A 19834-nucleotide genomic window follows, 5' to 3' on the forward strand; every position below is an offset into this window, starting at 1 on the left:
CTATATCACGAATCGAAGGCAACTCGTCTTGACTTCGAAATTAAGCATAATAGATAATAGTGACAAGTACTGGCATGATTATAAATTAATTGTAGGGAGTATATATGCACAAAGCACAAAGGCTTGTTCAGTTAATTATGTTAGTGAATGAACGCAGAACGTTTACCGTACAAGAACTGGCCGATGAATGCGGAGTATCACGTCGAACTATGATTCGAGATTTGGCGGAATTAAGCGAACTGGGCATCCCCCTTTATTCCGAAGTTGGTCCTCATGGTGGTTATCGTGTTTTACGTGAAAAGGTGCTCCCACCCATCAGTTTTTCCGAGCATGAAGCTATGGCTTTGTTTTTTGCCGCTCAATCGTTACAGAACTATAAATCTCTACCTTTTAACAATAAAGTACAAAGTGCGTTACGCAAATTTTTTCATTATTTATCCAGTGACCTCAAGCATAAAATTGAACGAATGCAGCAAAGACTCAACTTCTGGGTACCACCGCATGAACTCGATGTTCCTTACTTGAAGGAACTATTGGAGGCGGCATTGGAACAGAGCATCGTACAAATTCGCTATGAAGCAAGCTCGGTCCAGGATCGATTGATTCAACCTCTTGGACTGTATACGATGAATGGTTTATGGTATTGTAGGGCCTATTGTTTTCGTGCAATGGATCATCGTGTATTTCGGGTTGACCGGGTTAGTGGGCTGCAATGTGAAGTGGATCAAAGCCAAAAAGTCGACCTGAACGAAGAAAATATTCAAGAATGGATCATACGTGAGGATCTGGAAACACCACTGGAACTTAAAGTCTCACTGTCGCCAGAAGGCGTGCGAAGATGTCAATCCGATGTGTGGTTATCACAATTTTTGAAGGTCAACGAGGACGGCTCAGGAACAATTCATGCTCATATAGGCACAAGCTACACCCCTTGGGTGGTCGGTTTCTTTCTTGGCTTGGGAACAGATGCCCATGTGACGCATCCCCCGCAGGTCCGTGATCAAATTCGCTCCAAGTTGCAAGCCATGGCTGCACAGTATGGGGATTAGGGTTACATTATAGAAAAAAAGAGCAGCTTGCACGTGGTCATAGCCCGGTTAAGTAGACATCAAAAGGCAGATGTATCCACTATAACTATAACTTCATTTTACCTGATCTATTTTGGTAGCTACCCCTCGACTAGGGTAACTATCCTCATACTGACCTGTTGTCCATACCCGCACTACGTCACCAACCTGAGCACTATAATCTACTCCTGTCGTTCCCAATATGTATTGTTGTTCCGTACTTTTAGTAGGTGATACGGTTATCGTTGATTCATTTTTCTCCAGAACTATAGCTTCGAAATTGGGTTCCTCATGTACTTTTTGTTGGACAGATTCATTTGAAATCCCTGCATCACCGGTAGTCATGACTTCACGGTCACCTTCAGTCTCGCATCCGATGAGAATAAGGGTCGTTACTAACATAGTTGTTACTAACATAACTGGCATCTTACTTAATATGAATTTATGCTTCATTTGTATCCCCCCAGTAAAAATGGTATATCCTTTGTAACGTAAGGGAGATTCATTTTGTTGCAATCCCGAATTGCTAAGCCAGTAGATCCTCTCAAATGAAAAACAGCCTGCTATAAGCAAGCTGTTCCTCGTGCATCATGCCACTACCGCGGAGATTGTACTCTAGTTCACCTTAACCAGACTCCATTGTTGATTCGCTCCGCCGTTATCCTCCCATTGAATCGTAGAAGCACCCGCACTCATCGATCCTTGATTAATATCGACAGTAAGGCCACTGTTACGATTCGCCAAAACGACATATCCGCCTACATCAATCGGCAGCCACTGCTGGTTATAACCTCCGTTAGCCTGCCACTGAATTAGCGATGCTCCGCCCTGTGTGGAACCGGAATTGACATCAAGCAACAATCCGCTGCCAACGTTCCGGATGGTGTAATATCCGTTGCCTGCCGGCTCCAGCTTCCATTGCTGATTGGCTGCTCCGTTATCATTCCATTGAATAATGGTCGCGCCTCCGGCTGAGGAAGCACCATTCACATCCAGTACAAGGCCGCTGTTACGGTTAACAAGCTTGTAAATAGCCCCTGCTTCATACCCTGTGCTGCCACTGTAGGCTGCGCCAGAGATCACATAAGTAGTTACCGAATTCGCTTTAGACGTCGTTGTAAACTTTTTGTTTTGGACCGGTATGTTCGTAAGCTGTTGTAATTTCTCCGTTGCCGAAGTTCGGTACACTTGTACGGATGAACCTACACTTGAGAAGCGACTTAAATCATAGGTTACCGAAGTATCGGTAGATTCCGAGTTTGTTGTAACGAGTACCACTTTGCCGGATGCCGCATCATACGCCGCAAGCGTATTCGCATCACTCATGCCAATGATCTTGTAACCCGGACGAATAAATTTGCTGTAATTCCCCATAACATAGTATTTCTGATTAACCGTATAGCTGGTCGTTTTCGTATTGTTCAGCACGTTTTTGAAAAATCCCCAGCCTTCCGCACTATCTACGGCCTGCCAGTACACCCAAGCCGTAGCCCCCATGTTACGCATATCCTTCAGAATGATACGTGACATGGTAAGGCCACTTGCATCCCCATCTCCGTATTCGGATGTCCATAAGTGTTTGCCCGCAGATGCTGCCGTATTACGCATTGCTGTCCGGTTGCTACCATTATAGGTATGTGTGTTAATCTGGCTGATCGCTGATTGAACGGCAGTGCTGTAGCTTTTATAGGAGGTGTTGGTATCATCCAGATTGTTTTCTTCCGGTGCACTCAGCTTAGTGGTTAGTCCTTTGGCAATCAAAGATGCCTGAACCTGACTTAGAATCGCATTCTGCTCAGCAAGGCCGAAGTGCATGCCCTCCTGATCATTCCCTTGTTTCCACCAATTCGAGATTGGTTCATTCAGTGGTGTCACCGTATCAAATGTAATGCCCCAATGATCCCGGAAATGCTTCACAACCTCCGTTAAATAATCAGCAAAATCTTCATAATAATCCGGCTTGAGGTTATTACCGCCATTAGCCGCACCCGAGACACCGCCACTGATCGTCATCCAGTAAGGTGCCGAGTTAGCAAAAGCTTCAATGATGTTGACTCCCTGTGCCTTGGCAGCTTGCAACATGTAACGCTGATTAGCGTCGGCAGTCCAATCGTACACACCTGGAGAAGGTTGAAAACCAGGAACCGCTTTACGGTATTCAAGGACATTGGATGAAGGGTCATCCCCGCCTCCGATGTTATATCTCAGAATATTCATGCCAATTCCTGTCGCTGGATTAAACATTTTCTCCACATATTCATCCCGATTTGAATATTCACCAACGACCTTACCCCACCAAGCCAATGATGTGCCCCAACCTTCCACCGTTTGGTATTGTTTCGATGGATCAGCCACAGCCGTATAAGCTCCAGCAGCCGATACTTCGGACCCTGAACCCAAGCTTCCAACCAGCAGTGTGCCACTTAATAGCACCGCACTCATTCGTTTCAACCACTTCATCTACTTCACTCCTTAGACATTTTAGTTAAGCCATGTGGGTAAAAAATTCGAGTACAATCCATTATGATTAAAATCGAAATTGTCTGCTGAGCTTGACTTGCCAAGAGCTATGGATTGATCTCCCGGAAAGTTGCATCGGATTTATCCAGAGCCGTGACAACAGGTTGCAATCGTAACACTTGATCGTAATGTCTCAGATACAGATTAGGATTGTTAAATAAGGTATACGAAGTCCAGTTCGCATTCGCCAGCCCGTTAACCCGTTTGAACGTCGCATCATTGCGGAACGCAGCACTGCCGTCATTTTTCACCAGCACGGCAGTGCCATTATTATTGCGCAGGAAATAACCAGGATAATTCATCGCTTCAAACGAGATGCCCATCGCATTCGCCAAACCAGGAACGATCCGAAACTGCGCATCCTCTGCTGGACTCACGCTGGCATCAATCCGAGCTTGATAGTTATAATGACGAATGAAACTGCCTGGTACGTTAAACGATTCAAGCTTGCGAATATCACCCGGCTGACCGGATTCTTTCAGTACGGTCATATGGCGTACCATGCCGGACAGACCCGCGATTTCCTGTTTGCCACTCCAACTCTGAAAGTTGTCCGCCGAGTCGCTGTAATAATATTTGTGATCTGCATACCCATCAAAATAAATTCGCCAAGATCCATTATCGAGTTGGATCAACGCCGGTCCTTCTACCCAGGAACCCCAGCCCGCCCAATTACCTGTGCCTTTAAACGTGTATGGCCCTTTCAGCGAGTTGGACGTGGCATATTCAATGTATTTAGTCGTTTCGTTCTTCGTAAACGCGTGATAGGTCGAGCCTGTCTTTACTACAAAAGTGTCAATATAATTGGAAGCAAGACCTGTAAGCACCGCAGGTGCAGACCACGTTGTGGATGCCAGATTGCTTCCTGATGCGGTGATGACATGTGGCTTGAAGTTCTCATAGTTGCCAGGAGAGAGAGAGACGATGATGTTCACACTGCCATTCGTGTCTTTGAACCATTCCGGTGCCCAGGTATGGGCAATCGGGGTTGTAGTAGACAACGTAATATTGCGGACAAACGTCCAATTCATCTTGTCCGGGCTGGACGCGATGCCAACCGTATTGCCTGACCAGTTGGTGGTGTACACCACATAATACAAACCATCGGTGTGTTTCATGATGCTGGGATCGCGAATTAAGTCCGCCGCAGGTGGGGTATATGCTGGACCTTTCAGCAAACCGTAGTGTTTCGCGTTATATGACTCATAGATATACATGTTGGACTCGCTTGTGTTCGTAAAAGCCGTCATCGTATACACACTGGTTGTTGCTTTCACCGTAATCGGGAATGTGATCGTGAATATCATCAACAATCCTAACGTGAGTAGGAGTACAGCTCTATGTTTGCCCCATCGCTGTGCCCTGCGTTTCCTTTTGGTTAACATGAACCCAGCTCCTTATCCTGCATAAGAATCATATTGGAATACCTTCTGACTGAACGAAGCGTGTGCTTGAACATACTTCCTTTTGCCAAGAAGTACCTTACGGTATCTGCTCCCGTCCCATTTACATGAAACATCACCCCCTTTACAGGAATACACGCTTTATGTATACGCTTACAAAATATAATCTTTGGCTCCCTCTCTTGAACATAGAGATGAAGCACTGCTACTTTTCTTTCTTTATGAATTCGCTTAACCCCCTCATTCTCATATAAATCAGTTTGAACCAAGAGTCGCTATCTATACCAAACTCTCCTATGATTTAGATTTATATATAAGAATGAGGGGCAATTTCCTACAATCTAAGGCTATTGCTAACACCTAGGGCTATCGTTATCCAATATTATTTATACTTGCTCTATTGCATACATCTTAGATGCATGACTCTTAATTGACTTCTATTCTATCTTCTATATTTTGAATTTTATTTTGACTTCTATTTTTTCTTTTATTTCTACATGCTATTTTAGTTGCTATTTACTATTTCCCCGCCATGACCCACGGATATCGTGACATCTCATCCAGCAGCAATCGTACCCTTTCCGGTGTTCTGCCTTCCTCGTCAAAAATGAGCAGTTCATTCTCTTCCCTCAGCCACGCAACAGGAATTTTGTAGTCCTCCTGCGGCCCAATCTGCCAGTATCGGCCCAAATGGTGTCCGTTGACATGAATCGTTCCTTTGCTCATGCCCGTCAAGCGAAGCATCAAGTTTACTTTGTGATGCCCGGCTGTGACAGGTTTGGTAAAACGCCAGCGATACCATACCGGCTGACCGCATGAAGCGCCCGGTGTAGTCACTCCTGGTGTATCCTCTGAGAGATCACATGACTCCCATGACGCAGGAAGTAACGCATCCGTACCAGCCATTCGCCAACCCTGAAGCTCACCCTCATGAAGATAAGTGATCAGCTCAAGTCGATTGAGTGGTGACCGACTATATGGCATCTCAAGCGTATTTACAACTCCAGGCTTCACGTAGCCGGATATGTCCAGCGTCTGGAACGCAAACCAGTCCTGATAAGCAGGCATCGGAATTTCAATGCCGTTAATACGCAAACCTTTGCTCGGAGCACCCACAAGTACAGCCCGATCCATACCATCCAGCGTAAAACTTCGACGAAGCACCGTTCCTCCCCGAATGGAGTTCACTTCATCCAAATGTATAGTTCCTATTTCTGTTCCTATTTCTGTTCCTGTCTCTGGCTCCATCTGCCAATCGCGGCGAATATCCTGTACTTGCCCATCAAGGTACACCGCTCCTGCTACACCCTTGTGTTCCCCAAGATAAGGAGAAAAGTTCAGTCGGCCCATATGCTGTACAAGCATTTGCAACGTATTCTGCCCCTGAGTTACCTGAATGGGAACTGCCGCCGCACCAACCTGGCGCACTAGCGCTTGCTCAGCACCGTTTACGATAATTCTCGCGGTATCTTGTATGTTAGGCAGCACGAGATTCATCATTCCACCCACCGTACTGTCAAAATCACATTCGTACAGCAGGTAGCCAAAGTCCTGACCGTACTCGGAAAAATCGATAGGATGCCCGCTCGCAGAGCGTTGCTTTGCCGTTAATGTAACACGGGAGAACTCAGGAGATTTGCACAACACCGGAGCCAGCGGCGCTGCAAGAATCATCCAAGCAGGCTGATCTTCAACTGCAATAGATGCCGATTCAGGCTGTGTCTCCACTTCTTGAGTAAAAAACTCACGTCCAGTCCGTGTCTGTTCGCCATCTTGCCAGTCGCCCAGCAACATCGTTGTACGCTCGGGATCAGAGATCATGCCTTTCACTTGCCCGGACGCCGTGACATCCACATCGTCAAAACCGATGGCATAACGCAAGCTTTGGCCATCAGCAGATTCCATTCGCCATGTGCGATTCATCGCGTCACGATCCAGAATGATGAATCGAATGGCGGTGCCACTCGCTTCGAAACGCACCACGCCCGGCTCCTGAAAATGAAACAGATCGAAACGATATGCATTTCTCCCCGCATCATGTTCAACCAGCACTTGCACCGTGCTTTCTTTCAGGATCAATCCTCCTGCCATCGCGTCTTGTTTTGCACCCAGTTCCAACTCAACCACCGAGCGTTGTCCTCTGTCAGCTGTTATGAACAACGTCAGTTCTCCATTAATCATCTCATTACCAGTTATTAAAGCTCCTGCGGTAAGGTACACCTGTTCAGCAATTTGCACGCGATCCAGCAAAGGAACAATCTGTCCCGGATGAATCGATATCGGCAACGTACGGCCTTCTTCAAGCGTAACGCTCACCGTCTCACGCTCATCCTTGTGACTCTCCACAAACCAGATTTTTTCTTGCCCCGTCTGTCTACCGCGCACGGATATGCCGCCCGGATGCCGCACCTGAATCTGTTCAGCAGCGATTTCCTCAGATTCCATCAGCAGTGATCCAAACGCACGCACAAAATAAGAGAGGTTTTTCGTCACGGCATATTTCGGCGTCACACGTCCATATTCACTCAGCGGAGCATCGTAATCATACGATGTGATCATGAAAATATCACTGTCACCCAGCGTTCTTCCACCGTATCCACCGAAATTAGTCCCCCCATAGAACATGTAATAACTGATTCCGGTATATCCGGCTCTCAGAATTTCCATGATTCTTCGGTCCAGCAGAGAAGGCGTCTTCTGGATTGCCGAAGGTCCTCCCCAATTTTCAAACCAGCCGGTCCAGAATTCAGTAACAATCTTTGGTGTATCTGGCTGTTTCGAACGTAAATTCGCATAATGTCCATCCGCACCAGACCAGAAGTTCGCTCCCTCAATCGTTCCTTCCGCTCCGCCAACACATGTAATCAGCGGGACGTCTATCCCTCGTTCCAGTATCCCATCCCTAAGTGTGGTCATATGTGCGCTTGCCGCCTCATCATCCATCAGATAACCGTACTCATTTTCGACCTGGACGAGGATTACCGTACCTCCGGCAGACAATTGACGCTTACGAATAACAGGGATGATCTGATCAAAGTAGAGCTGCACATAATGAAGGTACGTTTCATTATTTTCACGGAATTTTACATTCTCTTTCGTTCCCAACCAGTACGGAAATCCACCGAAATCCCATTCCGCACAGATAAACGGACCCGGTCGTGCAATAACCCACATGCCTAGCTCTGCACACAGATCAAGAAATGCACCGCAGTCGTTATCTCCCTCGAAGGACCATTGTCTCTCTTCCGGTTCGTGCACATTCCATGCAAAATAGGTATCAATGCAGTTCATACCTGCCAGCTTGGCCTTCATTAAGACATCACGCCATTCTTCCTTCGGCATACGGAAATAATGAATGGTCGCACTGTTCAAGAAGATACGTTCACCGTTTAGATAAAAGCTGCGCGCATCATATGTCAGCTCCGTATGAACATCATTCTTGCTGCTGAGCTTGTTATTCTCTTGTTTCTGAAACAAAAGGGATGTTGGTTCTGTCAACGTAATTCCCTCCTTCTCATTTTTATAGATAAAGAACGCTCTCAATTGAACTGCGAATTTACACGGAACACTCCGATGTCAGAATAACTTACAGGTCGGTGCTGTTCTCCGCTATTACTCTGCAGATGGCAGAACACCTTCAAGCACGACAGTAGTGATGGAGTTATCTGCGGTTGGCACTTCAATGCCGTTAGTGTACACCGGGATATCCTCCAGTTTCTGCATATTGAGTTCCGGTGATGTCTGGTACACCTGGGCGGAGCCTGTTTTGGCAACATCCCAGCCGGTCAGGTCAAATGCTTTGTTTTCCGCTGACAACTCATTCCGAATCACCAGTACAAGCCGCTGTGCCTTGGCATCATAAGCCGCAAGTGTTCTGCCTTCATCCGTCGGAATAATGACCGCACCTGGACGAATGTACTTCGTGAACTGAGCCATACCGTAATATTGCTTGGTCAACTCGTATTGCTCATCACCGTTAAAATTCGCATGAATGAAACCCCAGTTGTTGTTCGCTCCTTCGTCTTCAACAGCTTGCCAGTATACCCAGGCGGACGGTTGCATGATTTTGAGATCAAACATGATCCTGTCTGCCAGTTCCTGTACCGAGGTCATGTCCTCATGGTTATGCGGCTCACTGCCGCCGGTACCATATTCGGACATCCAGAGCTTTTTGCCGAGTTTATCAGCCAGAGCACGCAGTTCTTCCATTTTGCTGCCGTTATACGAATGGGTATTCATCTGTTGCACCGCATCAAGCGTGTCCTGGTCATACAAGCTGAAATTAAATACGGTCTCATCGATGCTATTATCGTCCGCAGCACTGATTACCGTGCCATCCAGTCCTTTGCTTTGGAGAGAAGCGGCCGTTTTCTTAATAATTTCGGCCTGTTTCTCGGTACTGAAATGACTGCCCTCCTGCTGGTTACCTTTTTTCCACCAGTCGGCAGAAGGTTCATTCAGCGGATCAAGGGTGCGAAATGTAATGCCCCACGTATCCCGATAATGCTTCACCACTTCCGTCAAATAGTCGGCGAACGCATCGTACTGATCTTCACGCAGATTATTACCTCCATCCTCGGCACCAGTGACCGAGCCACTAATCGTCATCCAATACGGAGGTGAGTTGGAGAAGGCCTCCGTGATGTTGACTCCGCGTTTGATCGCACCCTGCATTACGGAACGCTGACCCGCATCCGCTTCCCAATCCCACTTGCCCGGCTCAGGCTGAAAACCTGGAACGTCACCACCTGGACGAAGCGCGTTCATTTCCGGGTTTTCTTCACCGCCTATATTGTAACGAATGATGTTAAGTCCCAAGCCTTTGGCCGGGTCAAATATCAGATCCATAACCTCATCCACCCTCGCCTGATCCTTCCAGCCACCGAGATCATTCGCCCACCAAGCCAGCGACGTACCCCAGCCTTCAAAATGATCATACGACTGCTCCAGCTTGAGATGCACCGGATCTTCCTGGAATACAAGTGTCTTGGAAGATGAATTCATATAATGATTGATAGCCATTCCTCCTACCGCTACCAAGGCAAGCAAAGCTGTACCTGCGAATACCAAACCTCGTCTGCCCCTGAAACGCTGTTCATGATGTGCCATCGTGACTCCTTCTTTCGTGATCCACAGATCTTCTAAGTTGATGTAGTTCATTTTGTGAAGTTGTTCGTGTTGTGTAAATTTTGAAACCCATTTCATGAAATCGGTTTCATTAAGTTGAAAATTAAAACCCGTTCCACAGGATGAAAAGGGTCTCATTTACGCCCTCATTATATTTCACGCTTCAAAGAAATGTCAACGCTTTCTTTTTTTGAGAAGCAGACCCACTACCGGGCGGCAGGTCCTGTACTTTGGCGGATAATCAGCCTAGGTTCCAATACATTCTGTTTCTTCGGTTTGCCTTGATTGATCAGATCATGTAACATATCCACGGCCTGTTTGCCCAATTGATACGTATTCTGGGATATCGTTGTCAGTTCAGGGATTACGGCACTCGCTAGCGGTGTATCATCAAAACCGATGATCGAAATATCTTTCGGGATCGACAAACCATACTCAATGGTCGATTTAATTGCACCAATCGCATTATTGTCGTTGACACAAATCACTGCCGTTGGCGGATTGTCCTGCTGCAGAAGTTTGGACATCTCCCGCTTGCCGTCGTCAATCGAGAAACCACCTAACAGCTGGCGTTCTTTCGGTATTTCAATCCCATGTTCACGTAGTTTCTTCTGTACCGCCTTAACCTTGACCATTGTGGTAGATAACTCCTTCATTCCCCCGACAAAAGCAATCTCCCGATGCCCCAGCTCAAGTAGATGCTCTGCAGCCATAGCCGCTCCAGCTCCCTCGTCAGTGTATACCCGGTGAAGTCCGCTCTTGGCAATATTACCATTGACCAGCACAATAGGCATATGCCTGCTCATATCCATCAATTCCTGTGCCATGTTATCAGGGCAGACCTGTAAATTGATACGTCCGCCGAGAAAGATAATGCCATCCACCCGTTTCTCCCGCAAAATGGAGAGATATTCAGACTCACGATTAGAGTCCCCTGCTGTATTACATAAGAAGAACGTATACCCGAGTCCACGTGCTTCATTCTCTGCCCCCCAGAACACTTCAGGGAAAAAGGGGTTGGTGATATCCGGCAAAATGATGGCGATGGTGCCCGTCTCTTTCTTGATCAGGCTGCGTGCCTGAGCATTCGGTTGAAACTGATGTTTCTCGATAATCGACATTATCTTCTCTCGCGTGCTGGCACGAACCGGAGCCGTATCATTCAACACCCGGGAGACGGTCGATACAGATACGTTTGCTTCTTTCGCAATATCATATATGGTGATCGATGTCATAGGGGGGAAACCTTCCTTTTTTCTCTATTTACCTGCTTATCATACCAGATAAGATATCACGAATGAAATGCATTTCATTCTACAAGATGCCTAGCGTGTGAAAATAAACAGCTTGCTGTCGGCATTCACTACCTGTGTGCCGTTGCTCAGTTGAACCAAAGGCATATCCCAATGGGTATGCCCGCTGAACACCAGCGTCTCCGGCCCGGCCTCCAAGGCCTGCCGGATGAGCGGTTCACCCCTAAGCCCAAGCTCGGCGATGCCCGGGCTTTGGTGCAAAAGCAAGCAATCCGGCTGCTGCTTCAGCAGCTTGCGCACGGATTGCAGGTACGGCTCTGCCGGCAGCCGGTTCGGCTTGTCCGGCCTGCCGATGATGCCGCCAAGGCCCGCGATGCGTAGCTGACGCGCCTTGGCGGCGTGGGGCGCAAGGCCACCCGGTGGGTGGCCAGCGCTAATAATGGCAGCTGGGCCATCCATGCAATGGATGCCCTCGCTGTGGTGTAACCGATGAGCGTCTGCATCATCGGTTAGATCGTGGTTGCCGTGGACGCCGGCAACCCAGCCGAAGGCTGCCCTGAAGGCAAGCCAGACGGGAACCGGATTGCCAGTCGCTCCCCTTTTCCCGCGCAGGGCATACATATCTCCACATAACAGCACACCCGTCTTCTGCGGATCGAGCTCAGGCCACTCCACCTCCATCAGCAGACGAATATAGGCAGGCAACATCTCACCCAAAAGCTTATCCGTAGCCCCCGTGTCAGAGGCGGCATCAGATTCCTTCTCCATCACAGGTACAATTCCCTGCAAATCTGAAGTGACAATCAGTGCATCGATACCTTCAGGCAAGCCATCTAATGTCCCATGATAGATCGGAAGCTGAGCCTGAATGACCTCGCCACCGGGAATCGCATTCAAATACGCATAATGTTCAATGGGATCATGATTCAGTTGCTGTATTTCCAAATTGCATCTCCCCTTTCCCTATATATTATTTTACATTCTAATCGGCAATTATGGTCCATATATTAAATTGTAAGCGAATTCATTGGGAAACAAAGGAGTGTGACGACGCCATGATCATTCAAGTGAGTCCGCAAGCAGAAGAAAGACTGGTTGAACAACTGGGCGACCAGCCGGGCTTTTTCAAGTTATTTTATGATACTGATGGTTGCAGTTCTGATGGAATTGCGGTACTTCTGATCTTAAATGAACGAGACAGTGATGACGTGCCTATTGAGGCAGGTTCGCTTCCGTTTGTGATTAATAAAAAGCAAAAAATTCACTTTGAAGCCTGTTTACGTCTGCAATCCGAAAATAACTTCCCTTCCTTCCGTCTCAGCAGTGATTCAATGATTTACGGAAGTAACGTAAAGGTGCATGATCTGCGGGATGTAGCTAACGTAACGTCTGAATCTACGGATTGGTCTATTAAATAATCACTTTGCTCCTTAAATCAGGGAATAATCAGTATGAATAATGCCCCATTCTAAAAATCGAAGATTGGGGTATTATTTACATATATAAATTATAATATATACACATATTGACTTATAATGGAATTAAAATATATTATTTAACATATGAAACTTCTATTACTTCTGTGAAACAACGTTTTGAATAGCTGGCCAACTTTCAAATATATTAAAAATTCGAAGGGAAGATAACAATGAAAAAAGTAGTTACAACTATATTGCTTACAACTTCCTTATTTTTAGGTAGTGTTCCATCTTTTGCAGATCCTTTAGATTCTCCAAATACAATTCCTACTAAAATGAATCCAGGATCTATAGTAGAATATGACGATTCCAACCAAATGATTATTATAGACCAAGGTAGACTTGTAACCCTTCCTTCTGTTTATCAAAGCACAATAACACAATTCAAGCCCTCCAATATTGATACCGAACAACTAAAGTCAGAGGAAGAATTTGTTAAAAGCATTAAAGAAGAAGCTAAAAATCTACCTGAATACACAATAGAAAATCCTCTTCCACAACCAGGGTTGAGAGTTTTATACGACGCTGAAGGTTACATAAAGGAATTTATATACCCTCAGAATTCCACTTTTGCTTTGGCAGCATATAAAGCCCTACCTCGAGGTACCAGAAAAGCAGCAGGTACTTATACTTACGGTAGTAATAATAATAAAATTACAATTACATCAAGTACTGTTCTTGGGGAAGGTAGGTTTACTAATTTTACAGATACAACTGGAGAGAACAGCAACAATCTCAAAAAAGGCGATGCTGCAACGAGAGGAGATATAGATAATCCTAAATATGAACAAGTACTGGATGCACGAAATTTGGATAATAACGTATTCGCGAATGTCACCAAAAGAGATAACGGAGCACTCCCTGATGCCACATTAGATATTTGGAAAACAGGTGTAGAACTATTTGATTTAAAATGGTCTTCTTCTCTTTCATTCAAAGGTAGATACTTCTACTCATTCTAGATCTTATTGCTCTAAATAAAGGAGGCGGAATTTTTCGCCTCCTTATCGAATTTCTAAAAAGGGTGATCATTTATGCAAGAATTCTTCGTCAAAAATAATTTCTTTCTATTCCTTTTTGTTTTACTCATTATAATTTCAGGATGCAGTAGCGATGCAACAAAGGTTGGAGAACCTTCTGTCGGCATAAAAAAAACGGACGCACAGAATCGCGAATACCTTTCCATTACGAACACCGAATACGTCAATGGGACAGATTCCGCGGATGGAATGAAAATGAATGTGTATACATACGACTTAGAGTCCAAAGCTCTCAATAAAATGACTGACTTGCCATATAACTCACAATATCCCTTGACCGTAGTTTCGTTGGCAGAAGACACCACGTATTATTCGGGTGAGGGCAAAAATAAAGGGGATGAGCTATTCGCTTATGATATGAGAACACAGCAAGTACAGCAATTAAGTTCTAATTTATTTGCGATAAATGCAATAATCCCGGATGTCACTGAGAATACACTAATGATGGCTGCTGTGCAAAAAGGAGAACGCCCTGTAAAGGTCATGTTTCTGGATAAAGCAACACAAAAAATCTCGATATTAAATGAGCAAGATTCAGATACGACCACATGGGACATCGCATATAACCCAGAAACAGAAAAAGCATACGCCATCCAATACTCTGAGGAAGAACAATATGAGCAGATGGAAAAATCAAATCAGACCCAAAAACCGATGGTTCCACCAAGTCATACCATTATCGAAATTGATCCCGTAACGAATCAAACTCGTGCAATCATCAAACTCAAAGATGAACAGATTCTCACTTTATCCTCAAGAGGAAACCAGCTTCTCATCGCAACGGCAAAACACATTAATAAAATGCCCATCGGATATAGTCTTGTGGATCTGAAGACAGGACAAAGGAAGGAACTTCATCTTCCGATCAAGGCCAGTAGTGAATTATTTCTGGACAAAGACGGTAACGGATTTTATTTTCTTGGGGAAAAAGGAAATGGCGATACCGAGAGAGGTATTTACTATTATGATATGAAAACGGATGAGATAGAGACTGTTTTTCTGCAAAAAGAAGGGTTCATTAATAACTTCACGCTGGTATCAGAGCCAGGCAAAAAATAAAAATACTCCCTTTAACGATAATAAATATTCTTACCATGTGAGCATCAGCACATAAAAACCTCCCCATCCACTATTTGGGATAGGAGGTTTAATGTATTTAATGAAATCTTTGAAGTTGTATCATTGGGTATACTTCATTCAATCCTTGCTAGCTCGTCTTGAATCGTGCTGATTCCTCGGCCAGCTGTTTGGTCAAAGCATCGATGGTCTGCACCAGCTCCGCCAAATGCTCGGTCATTCCAGACTGCTCCTCCATGGTGGCGGTGACTTCTTCAATGGATGCGGACACTTCCTCGCCCGAAGCAGACAAGTTCTGCGCAGCGCCAAGGACTTCGTCTTTATCCCGTTCAATCGATTCAATCTCGGAGGCAATCGCCTGCACCTGATTCATCATATTTTGCATATTTCGCGTTGCAAAATTAAAGGTTTCCTTGGTTTGCATCACGCTACTCTTATGTTGCTCGGCAATGGCCTCAATGGCCTGTACGCTCTGGTTATTCTGCTCCACATGTTCAATCGTCTGCATAACGATGCGATGAATATCTTCGGATTGCGCGGTTGTCTGTTCTGCCAGCTTGCGTATTTCGGAGGCCACTACGGCAAATCCGCGGCCCTGCTCTCCTGCCCGTGCCGCTTCAATGGACGCATTCAGCGCAAGCAGTTTGGTCTGATTCGCAATTTCGGCAATAGTACTGGTAATCTGTTGAATACCGGATGAACTCTCTGCGAGTTGAACGGTTATCTTGGAGATGTTATGCACCTCTGCTTCATTCCGATCATTAACGGCGATAAGGGCATCGATCACGTCATGATTATCTCGGAATGCATCCGTAATTTCATCCGCTTGAGCCATGACAGACTGGGACATCTCGTTGACATTTACAATCTTGCCGCCCACATTCATAAATTGATCCACGATCGCCTCAGTATCGTTAGCCTGCGACTCCATTGCACGGGATATTTCAAGTGAAGTGGCTGTGGTATCAGTAATCGATGCAGATGTCTGCTGTGCAGACTTATCCAGTTCCGCCGTACTTTTATTCAAAACACCAATGGAAGAGTTCATACTGGCGATTAGCTGTCTGTTCCCTTCAGCCATCGTGTTGAAGCTATTCGCCAGTTCGCTGAATTCTCCACTGTATTTCTCCTTCGCCTGTACCGTCAAGTCTCCGCCGGCAAGCTGTTTAAACAGTGCGGTAATGGATGTAACCGGTCTGGTCATCACGCGAGAGAGAAGAATTCCTACAATGATTGAGAAAGCAATGGAACTGAATAGCACGATGTACATTTTATTCGCCATGCTTGTTAGAGGTTGATTGACGTCTACGTAGGAATCCTCAACAATAATCGTCCAGTCCGATTGTGGAATTTTGGAATAAAACACCACTTTCTCGTCCGTGCTTACCTCGCCCTGTTGTAATTCATTACTTGGAGCCAAATCTACAAGAGACTTGTATTCCCCGCTTTCTAACGGTTTCCCTGCCATATCTGCATCTGCCGAGTGATACATCACCTTACCCACCCGATCCAGAACGATCACTTTACCTTCATCATTAATCTTGACGTTCTTCAATTGGTTCACAAAAAATGACGTAGATATCGTGGCAATAAGCACCCCATTTACTTGCTTGTTCTCATCATACATTGGAGAGGCAAAAACCGTGCCAAGCGTACCCAGCGTTTTGGAAATGATACCTTCACTGATTACCTGACGGTCTTGAATAGCTTCCTTAAAATAAGCCCGATCTGCCCGATCTCCGCCCACGGCCTTAGGGTCGTTCGCTGCGACTACCGTGCCATTCTTATCAATCAGCATGAGCACAACAGCGCCCTCAATACCTTCTAAACTTTGAGCTAATATATCATTGGATTCATTGATTAAAGTCTGATTTCCCTCGAAAAAGGTACTGTCTTCCTGACCTTGATTCGCACTCCGAATCTCCAGCAATTGTTCAAAAGCCTTATGTTTGGTCATTAGAAATGCGGCTTGCTTAGACAACTGCAGGGAGGTAAACAATCCCGCTCCGATCCGATCCGAATTGGCATGAATTTCATCTTTACTTTTATCCTGTGTAATACCTTCAGCTATCTTATAACACAGCACAGCCGTTACGGTCAGTACGATACACACGAGGAGACTGATCATTAATGGTAATTTGACCCGAAAAGACATATTCCTTAAGCGCTGTCCTACTTTTGCAAAAAACATAAACACTTCCACCATCCATCCCGATTTTGTATGAACCAATATAATATTTGATATTTTAATATCGGTTTTTATTAAATCGTTCGATAGATAATAAAGCGTTTTCAAAAAAAGAATTTGAATTTGAAACCTAAGTAGACCAGCTCATTTCGCTTAAATGCTCACTCATTTATTCTATTTTACTTTTTCAAGATCTAAAATTAATTTTTGTATCGCCTTCCTCTCCTTAATCTCAATCTGATTTATGAAATCAATAACATGTTGTATATCTTTTGTACTTTCTGTGAGCATATATTTTAGACATATATTTCTTAGCACCAAACATTGCTTTTTAATGTCTGTGTATGCTTCAAAATGTAAATCATATTCAGTAATAAGGTTTAGAGTATTCAGATATTCCAGACCTCTCAGCATGACTTCTTTATGATCTGAAAGTAAATGTACAGATCTAACCAGGCTGAAAACAAACTCTTCATTCTCTTTAATGTAGTTGATAAGAAATGGATAAACGCCGATTCCCCAGCTATCTGAATCATTGCCCGGCTCTTCGATCAGTTTGTAGTCAACAGAAGATTTAGTCTCATATAAATATTCTTTTAATTGTTTTATTAGAAGTTTGAGATCAAACTTAAATTCTATTTTGTGATCTTTAAACTTCAACAGTTGTACGCCTTTAAACCACTCCCCCTCGGAATAGGGACTTAAAAATGCTTTGTTAACGCTTTTAAAATCAGCTTCCGAGAAGCAGTAGGTGGTATCAAAAAAATCAGCTATGTAAAAAATTCCCCTTTCTTGGTCATATCCATAAATGAGCATATCATGTGCCCCATGCCACTTATTAAAACTTCGATAGGATGAAATATAGTATTGATCAATACTCAAATACACATAATTCCCATCATCTATTGCATCAATAATAAACTGCACTATATTATCACACCACTTGGACAAGACTCTTTTTTCGTAATGGTGCATCGTAAACAGTCTATAATATTCCCGAAAAACAGGCGTGTAAAATTGTAGGTACACCTCTGGATTTCCCCAGCCTACTAGTTGAATATGATTATGAATAAACCATGGGTAATATGCTTCCTCATAAGTGCAAAGTATAGCATTTGTATTAGCAAATGCTGGCAGAGAAGTAATTAAAGGATACTTTATAGGCAATACTTTTTGGGTTGGCAATAGCTATCTTCCTTTCTTTTTCATTATTTGACCTGTACTTTCCATAAAGCAAATCAATTACTATCAATCCTGTATTACATCCAAATAGCTGGACGTCACTTCATATTACACTCCATCATACAAGTTAAACTAAGAATATGTTAAAATACTAAAAAGAACCAAGTTAATATTTCTCATTTAAGTTAGATTTATGAATAATATAACAAAAACCCCACTCACATCACTTAAAAAATCTAGTTAAAACACGACAACTGAAGCTCAAAAAAAGGCCGCCTGCTTTTCAGTTAATTAGTTTAATTGCATTACACAAAAAAATATCACCTAAATGGGGAGAAACCACTAATGAAAACGTTACCACTTTGTAAACCTCTAATTTCAAATTATCCTCAACATGCCTTCTATCTATCCATTATTTCTGAAAATAAGGAATGTCAACCATGGATTTATTCAAATTATACGAATTTGTTTTTATCAGAATTACCAAACAATGAGTTTTTCCTTGATTTCTTTGTCCAGACACCTGAACATCACTTCAACCCATGGTTTAAAGATTCACAAAGATTACATCGCGACCTGATATTGAAGTCCATACCCGACTTAATCTCGTTTATTAAAGATCAAATCAACTCAAATTATTACATTTTGACACACGTTGATGAGTACTTCATCCCTAACACGAATTCATATAATAACGATAGGTACACTCACGCGGTTATGGTTTTTGGCTATGATGACTCGACCCGGGAGTTTCAGCTTGCAGGATTTTTCAATGACCGCATCTACTCTCAAACAACTGTTTCATACGATGAATTCAAGAAAGCATTCGAGGAATGCCATATCTATGATGATTATCTTAACTTCACTCATCTGCTGAAAATCAATCCAGAATACCATAATGGAAAAATATATAATTTCTCTATTTCTTATTTTGCAGAATGCATGGAAAACTATTATACCTCATTTAATGAAATGAAGAATTTCCAAAGTTTTTACACTCCCGAGCTTTACTCAGACCGAACCTTTGGTTTGAATATCTATAAAAAACTAACTGCTTTCTTAGCGTTAAATCTTTCCGAAAAACTGAACCTTGAAACACGCTTTCTATATACACTCAAAGAACATAAAAAATTTATGAATCTAAAAATAAATTATATTGAACAAGAAGGACACTATTATTTCCCAGATGTTTTTAAAAATAACTATCTTCAAGTCGAAAAAGAAACAACTATCCTACTCAACCAATTCTTGACACGTTTAATAACCCAAAAAGATATCAATATTAATAAATTAATTGATAAACTTAACTCTCTGTACCAATTGGAAAAAGAAGCGCTAGAGCTAATCCTCGCCGATTTCACCAAACAGGGCATAATCAAAAGCCAGTATTCCATACCTATTGCTGACTAATTGATCTTAATCGTTATATTTTCCCAAACGGATATCCAGATTATAATTCGGATATCCGTTTGGGATTTTTTGAGTTCAGGACGATACAG

At 43.9% G+C, this 19834-nt stretch carries 14 protein-coding genes; 5 read left to right on the top strand and 9 right to left on the bottom strand.

Annotated features, from left to right (window positions below):
* The first annotated feature begins 104 nt into the window (after nucleotides 1–104).
* The gene (locus tag ACT89M_RS21230) at nucleotides 105–1049 is read left to right on the top strand and encodes a helix-turn-helix transcriptional regulator (RefSeq protein ID WP_308722906.1); all 945 of its coding nucleotides are present in this window, start codon (nucleotides 105–107) and stop codon (nucleotides 1047–1049) included.
* Nucleotides 1050–1142: 93 nt separating this feature from the next.
* Here the strand turns inward: ACT89M_RS21230 and ACT89M_RS21235 are convergent, their stop codons facing one another.
* The 7 genes from ACT89M_RS21235 to ACT89M_RS21265 all read right to left on the bottom strand — a co-directional run bounded on the left by ACT89M_RS21235 (nucleotide 1143) and on the right by ACT89M_RS21265 (nucleotide 12315).
* Nucleotides 1143–1484 (bottom strand): hypothetical protein, encoded by a 342-nt coding sequence (locus ACT89M_RS21235; RefSeq protein WP_308722907.1) that lies wholly within the window; start codon nucleotides 1482–1484, stop codon nucleotides 1143–1145.
* Nucleotides 1485–1682: 198 nt separating this feature from the next.
* A complete protein-coding gene (locus ACT89M_RS21240; protein ID WP_308722908.1) occupies nucleotides 1683–3527 on the bottom strand; it encodes an RICIN domain-containing protein in 1845 nt (614 codons plus the stop codon).
* Nucleotides 3528–3634: 107 nt separating this feature from the next.
* Nucleotides 3635–4972: an AbfB domain-containing protein gene (locus ACT89M_RS21245; RefSeq protein WP_308722909.1), complete on the bottom strand. Its 1338-nt coding sequence runs from the start codon at nucleotides 4970–4972 to the stop codon at nucleotides 3635–3637.
* 537 nt (nucleotides 4973–5509) lie between these two features.
* A complete protein-coding gene (locus tag ACT89M_RS21250) occupies nucleotides 5510–8488 on the bottom strand; it encodes a beta-galactosidase (protein WP_308722910.1) in 2979 nt (992 codons plus the stop codon).
* 114 nt (nucleotides 8489–8602) lie between these two features.
* Complete coding sequence (locus ACT89M_RS21255; RefSeq protein ID WP_487344823.1) at nucleotides 8603–10195, bottom strand: glycoside hydrolase family 30 protein; 1593 nt, start codon at nucleotides 10193–10195, stop codon at nucleotides 8603–8605.
* A gap of 128 nt (nucleotides 10196–10323) precedes the next feature.
* Entirely contained in the window at nucleotides 10324–11352 is a 1029-nt protein-coding gene (locus tag ACT89M_RS21260) for a LacI family DNA-binding transcriptional regulator (protein WP_090915238.1), read from the bottom strand.
* Nucleotides 11353–11442: 90 nt separating this feature from the next.
* Nucleotides 11443–12315, bottom strand: a complete 873-nt coding sequence (locus ACT89M_RS21265) for a metallophosphoesterase family protein (protein ID WP_487344824.1) — start codon at nucleotides 12313–12315, stop codon at nucleotides 11443–11445.
* Between the two features lie 110 nt (nucleotides 12316–12425).
* On the opposite strand from ACT89M_RS21265, the gene ACT89M_RS21270 reads away from it, so the two are divergent.
* The 3 genes from ACT89M_RS21270 to ACT89M_RS21280 all read left to right on the top strand — a co-directional run bounded on the left by ACT89M_RS21270 (nucleotide 12426) and on the right by ACT89M_RS21280 (nucleotide 14947).
* The gene (locus ACT89M_RS21270) at nucleotides 12426–12788 is read left to right on the top strand and encodes an iron-sulfur cluster biosynthesis family protein (protein ID WP_221790322.1); all 363 of its coding nucleotides are present in this window, start codon (nucleotides 12426–12428) and stop codon (nucleotides 12786–12788) included.
* A gap of 230 nt (nucleotides 12789–13018) precedes the next feature.
* Nucleotides 13019–13810, top strand: coding sequence for a hypothetical protein (locus ACT89M_RS21275; protein WP_308722913.1), 792 nt, complete (start codon nucleotides 13019–13021; stop codon nucleotides 13808–13810).
* A 273-nt stretch (nucleotides 13811–14083) separates the two neighbouring features.
* Nucleotides 14084–14947: a hypothetical protein gene (locus ACT89M_RS21280; protein ID WP_487344825.1), complete on the top strand. Its 864-nt coding sequence runs from the start codon at nucleotides 14084–14086 to the stop codon at nucleotides 14945–14947.
* A 148-nt stretch (nucleotides 14948–15095) separates the two neighbouring features.
* Here ACT89M_RS21280 and ACT89M_RS21285 read toward each other — a convergent pair whose 3' ends face one another.
* Complete coding sequence (locus ACT89M_RS21285; RefSeq protein WP_487344826.1) at nucleotides 15096–17156, bottom strand: methyl-accepting chemotaxis protein; 2061 nt, start codon at nucleotides 17154–17156, stop codon at nucleotides 15096–15098.
* A 171-nt stretch (nucleotides 17157–17327) separates the two neighbouring features.
* A complete protein-coding gene (locus tag ACT89M_RS21290; protein WP_154887724.1) occupies nucleotides 17328–18338 on the bottom strand; it encodes a BtrH N-terminal domain-containing protein in 1011 nt (336 codons plus the stop codon).
* A 342-nt stretch (nucleotides 18339–18680) separates the two neighbouring features.
* On the opposite strand from ACT89M_RS21290, the gene ACT89M_RS21295 reads away from it, so the two are divergent.
* Nucleotides 18681–19745, top strand: a complete 1065-nt coding sequence (locus ACT89M_RS21295; RefSeq protein ID WP_487344827.1) for a hypothetical protein — start codon at nucleotides 18681–18683, stop codon at nucleotides 19743–19745.
* Nucleotides 19746–19834: the final 89 nt, after the last annotated feature.

Source organism: Paenibacillus sp. NN59 (genome assembly GCF_057597225.1).